This window comes from Pseudoalteromonas sp., assembly GCF_041613455.1.
Taxonomy (GTDB): domain Bacteria; phylum Pseudomonadota; class Gammaproteobacteria; order Enterobacterales; family Alteromonadaceae; genus Pseudoalteromonas.
The window spans coordinates 1-15,664 of the sequence record NZ_JBFJHD010000060.1 but is presented as its reverse complement, the minus strand read 5'-3'; the positions used below and the strand labels follow the sequence as shown (position 1 = coordinate 15,664).

Genomic DNA, 15,664 nt, shown 5'->3' with positions numbered 1-15,664 from the left:
TATGATTTACAGTGATGCAATTTATTTACTTTAATGCAGCGTAGTTGTTCATAAAATATTAACTATTGCGATGAGTTAAACGGTAGCGTGCGGGATTCGATTAGCATTAGCAGTGATGCGCTGAGGTGGGCTGTAGATCCTATTAATAGCTTGGTGCATGATAGCTGGAAAAGTGATGCTGATTTGACATAAGCGCTAAATTTTAGCCACAAAAAAACCACAATTAAGTGGCTTATATTTAGTATATGGTGGAGAGGGAGGGATTCGAACCCTCGATAGAGCTACAAACTCTATACTCCCTTAGCAGGGGAGCTCCTTCGGCCACTCGGACACCTCTCCAACGCATAACCGTTTGTATTGATGGAAGTAAAATAAAGCCACCAATTAAAATGTGGTGGAGAGATAGGGATTTGAACCCTAGATAGGCTACAAACCTATGCCGGTTTTCAAGACCGGTGCATTCGACCACTCTGCCATCTCTCCGTGACGCAGAATAATACTTAGGTCATACCGCTGTGTAAATAGCAAAAAGACTGTTTGCCTAATTTTTAAACATAAAAGCGGTTTTTTTTGTAAATAAGGGGAATTTAAGGTGATTTTAATAAAAATAAACAGGGAGCAGCAAACAGGAGCGGGCTAAAGAGCGAACTCATTTAGTGGTTGGGTGTTTGCTGCACCGAATAAATAATCATGGTTGGTTGATTATTTGTACTGAGCTGTGCCGCTAAGTGCTAGTTTTTTGCCATAACGGTTAAGTTTAGCAAGCATTTTAGCTTTGCGGTTGCTTGGTTTAACGGCAACATGCGTTGCAGCGGTTTCATTTAAAGTATTAATTGGGTTCATTTATATTGCTCAGAGTTGTGTCTGTTGAAAACGAGCGCATTTTGCATCTAATTTGATTAAAAATAAAACGATAAAAATTAGCTGTGAGGGATTAGTTATTCTAATGTCAGTGTGGTTTATTAACCTGCCATTCACTTAAGGGTTTTTATATTTTTGCATGGTTATGCATTTCACTTTGGCTTTTAACCCCCTTTATTCTAGGTGTTTTTAGTGTTGATTTATTTTTTATGCATTTTTTAGAGGGAATAGTGATTATTTATTCAGATTAATATTTTTTGTATGGGTGTCGGTTTTTTAATGTTTTTTAGTGTGTTAAAAAACAACCAGTATATTATTTGTTGATCAGGGGGGTAATCGCTAAAAAAGTGCTGTTGAACAGTTGTCAGGGGGGAATTTATAGTGCAACAGCTAGTTGGCATGCAAGAGTAAAGCAGCCGATGTTAAACATAGACTACTTTATTAACGTTAAACGCTATTTATGCCGTGTGTTTAGTGATGCGAGGTATTTTTAACACTAAATAGCTGGTAGCCACGCAATGCGGGCAGTTCGGTGACTAATTGCTGCTCTTGCTCTGCTATTTCTGTAAAACTAGCGCATAGCGCATTCGCGCGCTTTTCAAGGCTGCTAGCATGATGCTGTACTTTTTGCTCTATTTGCGCCCCCATGTTTTCCATACGCTGCTCAAAGGCCTGCATATCACCGCCAGAGCCGAGTAACTCAGACCCTAACGCCACTAAAATACTCCCCATAGATTGCATTACAGCCGATTCAACCGCCGTTTCTATTTGTTGTTCGAATTGTTGTGAAAAATTCTCACCAAATTGATTGAAACTTTGCTGGCCCATTACAAATGTACCTTGCTGATAAAAGGTATTTTCTACCTCAAGTTTAATATCGTCCATTAACGAGGCGATATTCTCAAAGCCGTCAATGTTAAACGCGGTGGCCACTTCTTCAAGAGCCACCCCCGCAATTTTAACTCCCTCAAGAGCAATGCTAGCAACTTCGGGGAGTTGTGTGCGCAACCTATCAGCATAGTGCGTTAGCGCTGCGCGTTGTTCATTGTTGAGTGCAATTACGCGGTCATTAATCGTTAACTCACCGCCATTATTAAATAGCATTGTTTTATTGTTAGTGGTGAAAATCTCTAATTCGTTGGGCTTGATACGCACATCATTTTTAAACTCAACGTTACATTGGTCGCTATTAAAAGAAATTGATTGTGCGTTATCGCTATGTGCCATAACGGCAGGTGCGCACAGTAAGGTGGTTACTAATACAATTTTTTTCATGTTTATACTCTATTTTTTATTGATGATAATTAGCTAATAACAAGTTTGATGCCAATATTTTTTTATCTTATTAAACAGCATGTTGTGATTAATTGTTGCTATTTTAGCTAGGCTAGTTTTTTATAAAAAAGCGATTATTTAGTCAAATTGGCTAAAACAACGGCAGTAATTAATTTTATTTATCGAAACGATAAAAAACTCTCACTTTCCACCGAGCGAATTTAGCGCTATTTATTCACAATATTGACATGGCGGCTATTTACCTTAGTCACGTGGCTTTATTTTAGTACTAGTTTGTAACGCAGATTGGGTGCTGAACATTTTAATTTTACCGATTATTGTGATTAAAAAAATCCGTAGTTGGTCTCAAACACTTTATGGAGTGGGTTGTGGGTAAGACATTTAGTTACGATGCGCTAGATGACGATTTTGTTGAAGACGAGTACGAAATGCTCGGGCGTAATCAACACGATAAGAATAAGCAAAAGGTAAAGAAAAAGCTGGAAGACTACCTTGAGCAGAAGCGCTTGCGTAAAAACCTAGGTGAAGACGATTTAAGCGATTATATCGATTAAATTGCGCTAGTATAATTAAAGCACCAATAGTCATTGGGAGTAGAAATGTACCATAACGGTATGTTTAGCTCTAAATGAAATTGGCAATAAAGAGGACTATGCGCCTCTTTATTACTTTTTAAAGGTTAGTTTTTATTTGCTTGGTGCAGCGCTTGCTTTATTGTTAACTCAAGTTTTTCCGGTTTGATATAGGGGGCATAGCGTTTAATAGCACTGCCGTCGGCAGCAATTAAAAACTTGGTGAAATTCCACTTTATGTTCGCGGTTAAAAATCCAGGTAATACCGATTTTAAATACTGAAACACCGGATGAGCTTGTTCGCCGTTCACAGCGACCTTGTTGGCAACTAAAAAACTAACCCCGTAGTTAATTAAGCACTGTTGCTCTATCTGTGCTGCATTCCCAGGCTCTTGCTGGCCAAACTGATTGCATGGAAAAGCTAAAATGACTAAGCCCTGGCTGGCATACTTAGCATGCAAGTCTTGTAGTGATTGGTATTGATAGGTAAAGCCACACTCACTGGCGGTGTTGACGATAAGCACCACTTTACCGGCAAACTCGCTAAAGTTAATGGTTTTACCATGTAAACTGGTTGCGCTTAATTGATGAAATGGATGCATTATCGATTCCTTATATTGCATGGTTACTGAATGAGCTGCGTACTGGATTTTTAATTTAAAATTAAAAACAGCCCCATGCCAGCGAGTGTCGTGTAGTAAATATTATGTGTTTTATACGCAACAATAATCGCCACTATCGCCGCACTTAAATAGGGGTTTTGCCAGTTTAAGTTGATGCCCGTGTCGTTTACAAAAACAATCGGTACCCAAATAGCGGTAAGCACAGCAGGTGCGCTAAAACTTAAGAATTGCTGCATTTTAGGCCCGACTTTAAAAGGTAAAGTGCGGTGCAAAAATAAGTAACGGGTAAAAAAGGTAATACAGGCCATTAATAAAATAGTAGTCATCATTGGTTGCTATCCTTGTTACGGGTTACTCTCGTGGTTAGGTAGCCAGCACTCATGGCCAGTAGTGCTGCACACACTAACCATAGTTCAAAGCCACTACTTTTAAACACTGTCGCGCTAACCCCGGCAACGATAACGGTCACCAATGAGGCGAGGTTTTTGATGCCCGGAATAACCAGAGCGATAAAAGTGGCCGCTATGGCAAAGTCGAGGCCTAAATGGGTTAAATCGGGTAACATACTGCCCGCCACAATACCGATTAACGTCCATAAATTCCACGCAATATAAAAACTAAACCCAGCACTGAGCGCATATATTAAGCGTATTTTTGTGCGGTAAGCTTTGCGATGATGAGAAAATGCAAATAATTCATCGGTTAATACAAAGCTGACCGGAAGGCGCCAACGTAGTGGTTGCTCAATCACTTTATGGCGTACGGCGAGGCCGTATAAAAAGTGTCGTGAGCTAATGATAAAGCTGGTAAATAAAATAGTCAGTAATGGCGTATTACCCGCTACTAACTCAATCGCAACCAACTGCACAGATCCGGCAAACACCAGCAGTGACATTGCTTGCGTTTCCAGAGCGCTAAAGCCATTTTGAATAGCCAATGAGCCACATAAGACCCCCCAAGGGATCACCGCAAGGCACAGTGGTAGCATGTCAAGAAAGCCTTTTAATATTGCACGTGATGAACTGTTCATTTGCAGAGTTATTAACCAATAAAATTAATTGCTTAAGTTTGCCATAAAGCGCCCTTGAAAGAATAGCGTTAATGCAAATCTAAGCAAAATTTGAAATAATCAATGAACAACTTAATTGCGAGGTAGATGATGTCTAAGGTAAAGGTATGGGATGGTTTTATCAGAAGCTTTCACTGGTTATTAGTATTGAGCATTGCGCTGCTTTATTTTAGCGCTGAAGAGGGCATGATTGAACTACATTTCGTAGCGGGATTTTTTACCTTAGCGTTGCTGGTCACCCGCCTTATATGGGGCATTATAGGGAGCAAAACCGCTAAGTTAACGGCGTTAATCCACTCACCGCAAGCGGTTATTGCGTCACTTAAAGGTAACCAAGCGCCGCTAGGCCACTCGGCGCCGGGGAGTTATATGGTGCTGTTGTTTTTTATCCTGCTAGCACTGCAGCTCACTACAGGCTTAATGAGTAGCGATGGTATTTTGACCGATGGACCCTTAGCGCAGTATGTTTCTTCTGCCAGCATTGATACCGCTAATTGGTTGCATAGCCTGAACTTTGAGCTATTACTTTACGCTATTGGCTTGCATGTATTAGCCATTGTAATTTATAAGCTGAAGGGTAAACCCTTAGTAAAGGCGATGATCACAGGATCTAAGCAGCAAACGGGAACTGCACCGCAAGCGCTAACAACGCCACCTTGGCTAGCCTGGGTAATATTTTTTATCGTGTTGGTTACGGTGATGGCGACATGGGGCCGCGAGCCGTTAAGTTACTTATTGAGTTAATAACAGCATAAAGAATGGCGCAAATTACGCGCCATTTTTTATCTAACAGATTAGTCTTTAAACTGCTTGTGGCAATCTTTACAACCTTTGGCCCAAGCACCAAACGCTTTACCAATCACAGCTTGGTCGCCCGACTGAGCGGCAACAGCAAGTTCATCGGCGTATTGCTGAAATGCCGTGGCTTTTTGCATAAACGTTGCGTTGTCGCTCCATACTGCGGGCAGAGCAGCCGTGTCGCCTTTGTCGGTGCCGGCATAAAACGCTTCCCATGGCATTTTAGCCAATGCGGCAGCGTTATTGGCACGCGCTTTAAACTGCTCGGCATCAAACGGTATTTTTCCCTTAAGCATTGCGCCCATGTCGCTAATTTGTACCGAAAGCATTGAAAAGGCAGCTTGGCGATAGGCAATGGCATCGCTAGGCTCTTTAAATGCAGAGTTAGCTGATACGCTCAGTGTGCATGTTGACAACAACGCGCCAATAAATAGTTGTTTTAACTTCATAAAAACTTATCCCTAAATGAATCTGTAATGTTACTCTTTGTATCTTAGCTACCACTTTTATTCAAGTGCAAGCACACGATTAGCAAGCCCGCAGCTTAATCGTTAACGTCGACGTCGGCAAATATCATTCCACGGCGCATGCTACGAGTCGCTAAAAACACTTCTCCAAGCAGTGACATAAACGCAAATATCAATAACGCCATTGCGGCAACAAAGCAGCTACCTATTGTTACCCCTAAATTTATCGACTGGATATGCGACAGAAATAACAACATAACGACAGCACACACGAGCAAGGCACTTAATACACTTAAGCTAAAGGCAATATGTATACAGCGCGAGCGTTTAAGTAAAGCCCGCAGTTCTATGGTTAATGATAAGTTGAACTCTTCGTCGGTACTTACCTTCAACCTACGCTCTAATAAACGCGCTCTGTCGGTGATGCGCGCTAAGCGGTTTGATAACACACCTAAGGTTGCTGCAATACCGGTAATTAAAAATACTGGTGCCACTGCCGTTTGAATTACCTTAGCCATAGTTAAAATGTTTATTACTTCACTACTCATTTATCTCTCAAATAATGGAATTCATTTACAATTGTTCACAAATGTGACTTTTATATTAGTTCTTTTAAATCAATCGCTTGATTTAATTTTTATACTTTTAGATAACTATTTCAAATTTGCATGTAAGCAAACTGTTGCTCGCTTGTGTGTTGAAGCTTTATATTCAGATTTACTATTCAATTATTTATTATTGAATACCGAGAATACAATAATACATAACTTATCTCAGGGGAAATGATGTCTCAGAATATAATAAAAAAAACAGCCATTGCGACGGCTATATCTACAGCATTTGTTGCTACGCTTGCCAGTGCAACGAGTTTGCCCACCGCGACACTACCGCAATTAGAAAATAAACAGCTAAAAGAGCTTGCGGTAGAGAAAAAAGAGCCCTCATCACACATGATCGTGTTGCACGCAGCAACGTCTGTTGATGCTATGGTTGCGGGCACTAATGAAATTGAGAATAGTCGTGCACTAACAGCTAAAGTTGAGCAGCTACAATATGAGCTCAGCAATGAATTAAACAACTTAGACTTTGATGCTAAAGTGATCGGAACAACTAAAATTTTAGCTCCTACACTGATAGTACAAGCTTCACCAGAAGCACTAGCGAAAATAGCAAAAGATCCGCGAGTAGCAAAAGTACTGCCTATGTTTGATCATGAGCTACATATTACCGCTAGTGCTGATTATATTAATGCTAAGCCATTAGTGGTTGATGGTACGGTGAGTGGTAAAGGTCAGCGTGTTGCGGTACTGGATACCGGCATCGATTACACCCATGCTGCCTTTGGCGGTGCAGGGACTGAGGATGCATACTTAGCCGCTCAAGCCGATCCAGCCACGGTTGATTGGCCGCAAGGTATAGTGCAAGGCGGTTATGACTTTATGCGTGATGATGCCGACCCGATTGAAAATGATCCAAATAACTCACCGGTAACAGGCGATCCAACGAGTCATGGTACTTCATCTGCTAACTCGGTTAATGGTATTGCTCCAGATGTTGAGCTGTATGCTTATTCAGTATGTGGTGGTGGTTGTCCTGCAGCGGCGCAAGCAGCTGCTTTAGAAGCGGCTATGGACCCTAATGGTGATGGTAATATCGCTGATCGTGTTGATATTATGAATATGTCACTCGGTGGTGACTTTGGTAGTACTTATACCGAAGATGGTACTCAGTTTTTAATTCAACGTGCCGTTGAATTAGGCGTAAATATGGTTATATCAGCGGGTAATGATGGTGATAACCCATTTATTATCGGTGGCCCAAGTACTACACCGAATGCCCTCTCTGTCGGTGCCATGACTCACCCAACCAATACCAGCGGAGTGGCAAGTGGTACAGTGGCAGGTGTGGAAGGCAACATACAACCGTCAAGCTTTGGTCCTCAAGAAGCATTCACTATTAGTGGGGCTGATATAGAGCTTGTGTATCCAGATACTAATCAAAATGGTTGTGACCCGTTTGCAGATAGTGTTGATTTTACCGGTAAAGCGGTATTAATCGACCGCGGTGCATGTGCATTCACGCAAAAAGTATTGAATGCGCAAGCAAAGGGCGCCGAGTTTGTGATGATTGCCAATAATAATGATGATGGCACACCGGCGCCGATGGGCGGCTTTGATGCAGACGTTACCATTAAAAACGTAGGGATTAATTTTGCTGCTGGCGCTGCTTTAAAAGCACAATTGGCGGCAGGCGACCCAGCAACATTTGACATTAGTGTGGAATATAAAACAACTGCAGGTGCAGTGGCGACATTCTCATCACGCGGCCCATCTATGGATGGTTTATTAAAGCCTGAAATTACCGCGCCAGGTACCAGCATAATGCTTGCAGCAGCGGGCACACAAACCGAGAGTCGCCCAGTGTCTGGTACGTCTTTCTCAGGGCCAATTACCGCTGGTGCGGTTGCCATGGTACGTGAAGCACACCCTGAGCGTAATGCGTTTGAAATTAAAGCAACATTAATGAACGCAGCAAACTTAAATGTGACTAATGAGCCATTAGCCATCAACCCTGAAGCTGAGCTTGCGCCGATTAGTATGGTTGGTGCTGGATTAGTGGATGTTGCGAAAGCGGTGAACTTACCGGTTGCAGCGTGGACTACCGATGCGAAGTTTGACACTAAACAAGCGGCATTATCATTTGGGCTAGTGAACGTGGTCGAAACCACGTCTATCACCAAAGCGGTGACAGTGAAAAACTTCTCTGCCAATGCCAAAACGTACAACTTACGTACCGAAGCCCGCTATGCTGACGACGAGGAAACCGGTGCTATTAGCTGGGATTTCCCTGCGTCGGTGACTATCCCTGCGGGTCAAACGGTTAAGTTTGATGTCACACTCACTATAGATCCAAGCAAGTTACCCGCTTGGGGCTTAGAGAACCCACTGTCAGATGCAGCGGTTGCAGCACGCGGTAGTGAACTGACCAAAGTGGAATTTGACGGCGCCTTGGTGTTTGATGATGCACAAAGCGATAGCGATCATGACCTACACTTAGTTTACCATGTGCTGCCACGCGCTACGGCTGAGCTGAGTTATGCACCAGAAATTGTGAACAATGAAATGGGGTTAGTGGTGGAAAACACGGGCCAAACAGAATTGGATGTGTTTGCAGAAAATGTTATTGCCAGTGCAACAGAAAAATCATTTGAAGATGCTGAAATTAATATTTTAGCGACTACCTTTAGTGCGTTTGGCGCTGATTTCTGTAGTTCAGGTATTTTTGTTACTTCGTCAATTCAATTACGTGACCCGATTGCTCACGCTTTCCAAGCCGGCTACCGTATTGATCTTGATACCGATAATGATGGCAGTTATGACCATATATTACAAAACTACAATGCCTTCGGTCGTGGTCGTAGTAGCACTACACCAGGCCAAAGCTTAACTGTAATTGGTGAAACCGACGGCCAAGGTAATGACCGACTTATGTACCTGAGCGGTTTATATCACTCAGCAGGTGGGGATACGGTTACGTTATCGGCCTGTGCAGAAGACTTTGCGGTTGATGGGTCGTACTTAGGTGAGCCAATGAACTTTAAAGTATCAGTTGGTTACCCAAGTTACTACACCGGTGTTTATGCTGAAACTGACAGTGTTACCGGAACAATGACTTTTGGTGCAATGCCGCGAGTATCGCTCACGTCATTAGCTGATGGCGAAGCAGTGAGCACACTCAAACCGGGCGACAAAGCCGTGGTGTCAGCGCAAGGTGCCTTTGCGTTGTCAACCACATCTGGTCTCGATGTGGTTAAAGTAATGACGAGCGACGAACTAACCTTACCGGCTATCGAAGCACCTACTTTAGTGGGCGGTGAGTTTACTGTCTCTGAAGATGCGGCAAACGGCACGGTTGTTGGTGCACTAACTACCGAAGCGTCTGATTTAACGTTAGCTATTTCAGAGTACTATGTGCAGTCAAATACACATCAAGCACTGGGTGTCGATGCTGAGGGACAAATAGTAGTGATGAACACTGACCTACTAGCAGGTGATTCAACAGCTGAAATTGAAGTTGTCGCTATTGATGTGCGCGGTAATGTATCGGAGCCGGCTATGGTAACGGTGAGCATTACAAAAGTAACACCGCCACCGGTAGTTGTAGCACCTGAACCGAAGAAAAAATCGTCGGGTTCACTTGCTTGGTTAACTCTACTTGTAGCGCCGTTTGCATTGATGCGTCGTCGTAAACAAAAGTAATAGCATAACTTAGGTGTAATTAAAGGGAGCTTCGGCTCCCTTTTTACGTAGCATTGCTCACACTTTGCATTCGCAATTTAATGATGAGTTATATTTATTTACGAAATAGGACGTTAACTGATGAACGGCACTCCTTTCACTCTAGTAGCCCTTGCTTTGTTAGCCTTAACGGGTTGCAACCAAGCGACCACAGCAAGTGACACTAATACCACAGCAGCCGCGCTGCAGCGCAAACAGGCGGCAGCACCGATTGCAAAAAAAATACCCCATGAAATGGTGATTCATGGCGATACCCGTATCGATAATTACTACTGGCTGCGTGACGATGAGCGCCAAGCGACAGCGGTAATTAACTACCTTGAGGCCGAAAATACTTATACAAATACCATGTTGGCGCATACTCAAACACTGCAAAAAACACTTTTGGCAGAGCTTAAAGGACGCATACAAAAAGACGATGACTCAGTGCCAGTAAAACAAGGCGCTTATTATTATTCATCACAAACGCGTGGTGATCATGAGTACCCCATTTATATTCGTAGTAAAAACTTTGTAACAACTAGCCCAGAGATTATTTTAGATGTAAACGCTTTAGCGCAAGGTCATGATTATTTTGCAGTGAGCGGCTTGTCAGTGAGTCCCAATGGTAACTTGCTAGCCTATGGTGAAGATACCTTAAGCCGCCGTGTTTACAGCTTAAAAATTAAAGACTTAAGCAATGGTCAATTACTCCAAGATACGTTACACGGCACCAGCGGCAGTGTGGTGTGGGCCAATGATAATAAAACACTGTATTACATAAAAAAAGATTCACAAACTCTACTCGGCTATCAAGTGTATCGCCACACCCTCGGAACGCCTCAAGCGAGCGATGAATTAGTGTATGAAGAAACCGATCCGAGCTACTACACCGGGATTAGTAAAAGCAAAGACGGCTCAGAAATTTATATTTGGCACAGTAGTACTAGTGCATCGGGTGTGTCGCTATTAGCGGCTGACGATGTTAACGCCATGCCAAAACGCTTTATCCCGCGAGAGCGTGACCTTGAATATAGCATTGCAAAATTAGCTAATAATTATTATATCGTGACTAATTTAGAGGCGGTTAACTTTAAGCTAATGAAAGTAAGCAGGGACAAGGCACACGACAAAGCCAATTGGCAAACGGTGATCCCAGCCCGAGACAACATTAAGTTAGAAGGCGTTGAGCTCTTTAAAGGTTACTTGGTCTATCAGCAGCGAGCGCAGGGGCAGTCGCAACTGGTTGTTCGCGATCTCAACACGCAAAAAGAGCAACAGCTAGGCTTCAATGACAGTGCCTATACGCTCAATGTATACGGCAATAACGATATCAATAGCGATACGTTGCGCGTTTACTACACCAGTATGACAACACCGGGGTCGTCGTACGATATTAAGTTAGCCAATGGAGCTAAAACGCTACTTAAGCAACAAGCCGTATTCGGTGACTTTAATGCCCACCACTATGCCTCAGAACGAATTTTTGTCACCGCACGTGACGGCGTTAACGTACCAGTAAGCTTAGTGTACCGTAAAGATAGCTTTAACAAAGATGGCACTAACCCGTTATTGCAATATGGCTATGGTTCTTATGGTGCCACCATGGACCCGACCTTTTCAAGCGCTCGGCTAAGTTTGCTTGATCGTGGTTTTGTGTTTGCTATTGCTCATGTTCGTGGTTCACAAATGTTAGGCCGTCCTTGGTACGACGCAGGTAAATTGCTGACGAAAAAGAATACCTTTAACGACTTTATTGACGTAACCAAAGCGCTGGTGGAGCAGGGGTATGGTGCTAAAGATGCCATTTTTGCTCAGGGCGGCAGTGCGGGAGGCTTATTAATGGGCGCGGTGGTAAATCAAGCACCAGCGCTTTATAAGGGCGTGGTTGCGGCCGTGCCCTTTGTGGATGTGGTCACGACTATGCTAGATGCCAGCATTCCACTTACCACCAACGAATACGGTGAATGGGGCAACCCAAACGAAAAAGCATACTACGAGTACATGCTTTCTTATTCGCCGTACGATCAAGTGGCGAAGCAAGCGTATCCCAACATGCTTGTCACCACGGGGCTACATGACTCACAAGTGCAATATTTTGAACCGGCAAAATGGGTTGCAAAGCTTCGCGACTATAAAACCGACGATAATAAGCTGCTGTTTAAAATAGATATGGAAGCGGGGCATGGCGGTGCATCAGGGCGCTTTAAGCGGTTAGCAGATACCGCACTCAACTATGCGTTTATGCTCGATTTAATGGGCATTAACCAGTAATAGTAACTTATCCACATTAAGTAATGAGCTAAGGGGCGTGCTGCAAGGTGAGCCCCTTATTTATAGTTGCTATAATGAGCGTAGAGTTAGTGGGAAAAACACACTATAGTGTACTTACTGAAGAGCGCTGGCTTGCGAAAAATAAATTTAATTAGCTTATCATTCAGTGGGCTAATAAATGTGTTAACTAGTTTCAGCTGAGTGATAGCATCGCAATGCACAAAATAAGTCGCTGCGAACAATTAAAAAGGAAAATATTATGGATCAACAGCACCCACAGCCATTGCCAAGTAAAGAGGATCGTACTTGGGCCATGTTGTGCCACTTAAGCGCCTTAGCAGGATTTATTGTGCCTTTGGGGTCGATAATAGGCCCCTTGGTTATTTGGTTGCTCAAAAAAGAGGAAATGCCAATCGTTGATGAACATGGTAAAAAAGCACTTAATTTTCAAATTACCATCGCGATTGCCTATGTGGTGTGTATTCTTTTAATGTTTGTGGTTATTGGCGTTATTTTGTTGCCTGTAGTGGCGATATTCTCATTTGTTATGGTGATTTTAGCCAGCGTTAAAGCCAACGATGGCAAACAGTTTGATTACCCGCTGAGTCTCAAGTTGATAAAATAAGCCAGTGTTTAGTTTTGTTTAAAAAACCTAGCGAAGAGCTGGGTTTTTATCTTTATTGCTTAGGGCTATATGCTGTACTTAACATTATTTGTTAGCGCTTTTGTTTCTGCCACATTATTACCTGGTTCTTCTGAATTACTTATAACGGCGATGATCACCCAAGGTAAAGCCAGCCTGTGGTGGATATGGTTAGCAGCCACCTTAGGGAATGTATTAGGCAGTTGCGTTAATTACTGGCTAGGCACGCAACTGTTGCGTTTTAAACATAAACGTTGGTTTCCAGTGTCAGAAAAAAGCTTAACTAAAGCACAGCAGCAGTTTAATAAGTATGGAGTATATAGCTTGTTATTTGCCTGGTTACCCGTGGTAGGCGACCCACTCACCGTGATGGGCGGTATATTTAAAGTACGCTTTAGTGTGTTTTTATTGTTAGTCACCCTTGGCAAGGGCGCACGCTATTTAGCGGTTATCGCCCTTGCTACAAGTATCGAAAAGTTTATTTAACCCAATCTAAGGTGAGCGACACGGAGTCAGCAAAGCGTAGCGCGTGCGGCTTATCTACGCGTGCTTTAGCATAATGCACGCTCGGGTGTGAATGGCACACAGCAAGAATTTCAGCAACCAGCTTTTCGAGTAATAAAAAGTTGCCTTGCTCCACTAGCGTAATCACTTCTTTGGTGATTACTTTATAGTTAAGTGCTTGGTCTACTTCATCGCTTTTACAGGCGTCATCGGCTGGGTAGTGAATTTCTAAATTAATCACTACATCCTGCTTTTTTTCCCGCTCTTCTTGGTTAAAGCCAATAAAAGTGCGCAGCCGCAAATTGGTTACATTAATAATTGCATTGGCCATCTATTAACCCTTAATTAGCTGCAAAAATTCGTTACGTGTTTTAGGGTCGGCTCTAAAGCTACCTAACATCACCGAGGTGCGCATACTGGAGTTTTGCTTTTCGACGCCGCGCATCATCATACACATATGTTTAGCCTCCACTATAACACCAACACCAATCGCGCCAGTGACTTCTTCAACCGCTTTGGCAATTTGATGAGTGAGCTGCTCTTGAATTTGAAAGCGGCGTGAAAACATATCCACAATGCGTGCAAATTTAGATAAGCCAAGCACTTTACCGTTTGGAATATAGGCAATATGGCAGCGACCAATAAATGGTAATAAATGGTGCTCACACATAGAGTAAAGCTCTATATCTTGTATTAACACCATATCATCAGCATCTGAGCTAAACACCGCATTATTGGTAATTTCTTCTAGTGTTTGGCGGTAGCCTTGGGTTAAATATTCCATCGCTTTAGCTGCGCGTTTAGGGGTGTCGAGTAAACCTTCTCTGTCAGCGTCTTCACCGACGGCGGTGATAATGTTTTTATAGCTGTTTTTTAATTCATTATGCATAACGTTTCTCAGTTTAATTTTAAGTGACGACCACCATCAACCGGTAGCGAGCGTCCGGTGATGTAATGGCTTTGCAAGAGTAAATCAATACTATTAATGATTTCTTGGCATCCAGGTTCGATACCCATTAATGATTTTTTCAGTGTTTTGGCACGGTACTGTGCGTCATCATGCTCATTAAAAATGATTAATGAGGGAGCAATTGAATTTACTTTAATATTAGGCGCATATTTAGCACTGAATGATTTAGTTAAATTTTCCAGTGCCGCTTTGCTTGCCGCATAAGCGATATGTTTAGGGCTGCCGGTTTCTACTACATAATCAGTAAGATGAATAATATCTGCGGGCGCTTGAGCGCGGGCTTGGTAATTTAGCAGTAACTCAGCACAACTTAGGTTGATTAAATACGGTGTTTTGGCATGAATACGCAGCATATTATCGAACAATTGCGTAAAGTCGGGGTTGTTTGCTTCGCAGTCCCAGCTTGACGCATTATGGATGATGGCGCGTAATGAGTCGGTGTGTGTGTTGAGCTGGGCAACAAAGTCAGTGATCCCAGTGTCACTGCTAAAATCAGCATACAGACACAACGCACCCTGCTGCTCTAGTAAATCTACAGCAGCATGGCGGGTACGATAGGTAATAATAATCGCCTGGCCTTGGGCGATAAAGTGTTTGGCAAGCGCTAAGCCAATGCGTTGGCCGGCGCCGGTAATTAAAATAGGTGGCGTCATAAAATACTGGGTTCTCTTTTTGGCGGGCACATAGTACTCACTATAGCGACTTTAACGCGCTAATTCACATAAATGTTTACGTAGCGCGTGAGTGGCTCGATCAGTCGCACTTTTAACATGTTGTGCGACAGTGAGTTAATTTAAGCTGTGTAAATTAATCGTATATTGTTGGAATGGGTTGGCGCTTATGTTGAGTACGTTGATAAATCGTAATTAGCGTTTGCTCAACATGTTGCGTCACCGGTTTGCCCTCTAAAAAGTCATCAATTTGCTCATAGGTTAAGCCCAATGCTTCTTCATCGGTACGTCCTGGGCGATCACTTTCTAGGTCTGCGGTTGGCGCTTTATTAATTAATAAGGGAGAGGCGCCTAATGCCGCACCCAACGCACGTACTTGGCGTTTTGATAAGCCAAATAACGGAGCTAAGTCGCAGGCACCATCGCCAAACTTAGTGTAAAAGCCGGTAATGTTCTCTGCACTGTGATCGGTGCCCACCACTAAGCCATGGCAAAATGCAGCCACCTCATATTGGGCAATCATGCGCTGCCGTGCTTTTACATTGCCTTTAATAAAGTCAATTTTATCTTGCGCTGGCAAGGCATTACTATTACCGACAATGGCGGCTATGGTTTGTTGATGTAGCGCATCGGTTGCCG

Annotated in this window: 17 protein-coding genes and 2 tRNA genes; 6 read left to right on the top strand and 13 right to left on the bottom strand. The window is 43.0% G+C overall.

Features of this window, described 5'->3' with window-relative positions:
* Window positions 1-246: 246 nt before the first annotated feature.
* The 4 genes from ABYB02_RS07965 to ABYB02_RS07950 all read right to left on the bottom strand — a co-directional run bounded on the left by ABYB02_RS07965 (window position 247) and on the right by ABYB02_RS07950 (window position 2,136).
* Window positions 247-339, bottom strand: a tRNA-Ser gene (locus tag ABYB02_RS07965).
* A gap of 53 nt (window positions 340-392) precedes the next feature.
* Window positions 393-483 (bottom strand) — tRNA-Ser (locus ABYB02_RS07960).
* 219 nt (window positions 484-702) lie between these two features.
* Complete coding sequence (locus tag ABYB02_RS07955) at window positions 703-843, bottom strand: hypothetical protein (protein ID WP_372761936.1); 141 nt, start codon at window positions 841-843, stop codon at window positions 703-705.
* A 489-nt stretch (window positions 844-1,332) separates the two neighbouring features.
* Window positions 1,333-2,136, bottom strand: coding sequence for a YggN family protein (locus ABYB02_RS07950; RefSeq protein WP_372761935.1), 804 nt, complete (start codon window positions 2,134-2,136; stop codon window positions 1,333-1,335).
* 389 nt (window positions 2,137-2,525) lie between these two features.
* Here ABYB02_RS07950 and ABYB02_RS07945 point away from each other — a divergent pair, with 389 nt between their 5' ends.
* Window positions 2,526-2,711, top strand: a complete 186-nt coding sequence (locus ABYB02_RS07945; protein WP_372761934.1) for a PA3496 family putative envelope integrity protein — start codon at window positions 2,526-2,528, stop codon at window positions 2,709-2,711.
* Window positions 2,712-2,836: 125 nt separating this feature from the next.
* On the opposite strand, the gene ABYB02_RS07940 is transcribed toward ABYB02_RS07945, so the two are convergent.
* The 3 genes from ABYB02_RS07940 to ABYB02_RS07930 are packed head-to-tail and all read right to left on the bottom strand — an operon-like array spanning window position 2,837 to window position 4,382.
* A complete protein-coding gene (locus ABYB02_RS07940) occupies window positions 2,837-3,331 on the bottom strand; it encodes a glutathione peroxidase (RefSeq protein ID WP_372761933.1) in 495 nt (164 codons plus the stop codon).
* A 50-nt stretch (window positions 3,332-3,381) separates the two neighbouring features.
* A complete protein-coding gene (locus tag ABYB02_RS07935; protein WP_372761932.1) occupies window positions 3,382-3,681 on the bottom strand; it encodes an AzlD domain-containing protein in 300 nt (99 codons plus the stop codon).
* Window positions 3,678-4,382, bottom strand: coding sequence for an AzlC family ABC transporter permease (locus ABYB02_RS07930; RefSeq protein WP_372761931.1), 705 nt, complete (start codon window positions 4,380-4,382; stop codon window positions 3,678-3,680). The genes ABYB02_RS07935 and ABYB02_RS07930 overlap by 4 nt, the downstream gene beginning before the upstream one ends.
* Before the next feature lie 129 nt (window positions 4,383-4,511).
* Between ABYB02_RS07930 and ABYB02_RS07925 the strand changes: the two genes are divergently transcribed.
* Window positions 4,512-5,165, top strand: a complete 654-nt coding sequence (locus tag ABYB02_RS07925) for a cytochrome b/b6 domain-containing protein (protein ID WP_372761930.1) — start codon at window positions 4,512-4,514, stop codon at window positions 5,163-5,165.
* A 50-nt stretch (window positions 5,166-5,215) separates the two neighbouring features.
* On the opposite strand, the gene ABYB02_RS07920 is transcribed toward ABYB02_RS07925, so the two are convergent.
* Window positions 5,216-5,668 carry a cytochrome c gene (locus tag ABYB02_RS07920; RefSeq protein ID WP_372761929.1) on the bottom strand — a complete coding sequence of 151 codons (453 nt, stop codon included), beginning with the start codon at window positions 5,666-5,668 and terminating at the stop codon, window positions 5,216-5,218.
* 95 nt (window positions 5,669-5,763) lie between these two features.
* A complete protein-coding gene (locus tag ABYB02_RS07915; RefSeq protein ID WP_372761928.1) occupies window positions 5,764-6,234 on the bottom strand; it encodes a DUF2721 domain-containing protein in 471 nt (156 codons plus the stop codon).
* Between the two features lie 237 nt (window positions 6,235-6,471).
* Here ABYB02_RS07915 and ABYB02_RS07910 point away from each other — a divergent pair, with 237 nt between their 5' ends.
* The 4 genes from ABYB02_RS07910 to ABYB02_RS07895 all read left to right on the top strand — a co-directional run bounded on the left by ABYB02_RS07910 (window position 6,472) and on the right by ABYB02_RS07895 (window position 13,366).
* A complete protein-coding gene (locus ABYB02_RS07910) occupies window positions 6,472-9,945 on the top strand; it encodes a S8 family serine peptidase (RefSeq protein ID WP_372761927.1) in 3,474 nt (1,157 codons plus the stop codon).
* 120 nt (window positions 9,946-10,065) lie between these two features.
* Window positions 10,066-12,237 (top strand): S9 family peptidase, encoded by a 2,172-nt coding sequence (locus ABYB02_RS07905; RefSeq protein WP_372761926.1) that lies wholly within the window; start codon window positions 10,066-10,068, stop codon window positions 12,235-12,237.
* A gap of 259 nt (window positions 12,238-12,496) precedes the next feature.
* On the top strand, window positions 12,497-12,862 hold the full coding sequence (locus tag ABYB02_RS07900) for a DUF4870 domain-containing protein (RefSeq protein ID WP_372761925.1): 366 nt from the start codon (window positions 12,497-12,499) through the stop codon (window positions 12,860-12,862).
* A 69-nt stretch (window positions 12,863-12,931) separates the two neighbouring features.
* Window positions 12,932-13,366: a YqaA family protein gene (locus ABYB02_RS07895; RefSeq protein WP_372761924.1), complete on the top strand. Its 435-nt coding sequence runs from the start codon at window positions 12,932-12,934 to the stop codon at window positions 13,364-13,366.
* Here the strand turns inward: ABYB02_RS07895 and folX are convergent.
* From folX to nadE, 4 genes are all read right to left on the bottom strand, one after another.
* Window positions 13,359-13,715 (bottom strand): dihydroneopterin triphosphate 2'-epimerase, encoded by a 357-nt coding sequence (gene folX / locus ABYB02_RS07890; protein ID WP_372761923.1) that lies wholly within the window; start codon window positions 13,713-13,715, stop codon window positions 13,359-13,361. The two genes, ABYB02_RS07895 and folX, sit on opposite strands and share 8 nt — an antisense overlap.
* A 3-nt stretch (window positions 13,716-13,718) precedes the next feature.
* Complete coding sequence (folE, locus tag ABYB02_RS07885; RefSeq protein WP_372761922.1) at window positions 13,719-14,273, bottom strand: GTP cyclohydrolase I FolE; 555 nt, start codon at window positions 14,271-14,273, stop codon at window positions 13,719-13,721.
* An 8-nt stretch (window positions 14,274-14,281) separates the two neighbouring features.
* Window positions 14,282-15,007: a dihydromonapterin reductase gene (gene folM, locus ABYB02_RS07880; RefSeq protein ID WP_372761921.1), complete on the bottom strand. Its 726-nt coding sequence runs from the start codon at window positions 15,005-15,007 to the stop codon at window positions 14,282-14,284.
* 154 nt (window positions 15,008-15,161) lie between these two features.
* A partial coding sequence (gene nadE, locus ABYB02_RS07875; protein ID WP_372761920.1) for an NAD(+) synthase occupies window positions 15,162-15,664 on the bottom strand: 503 nt, incomplete at its 5' end.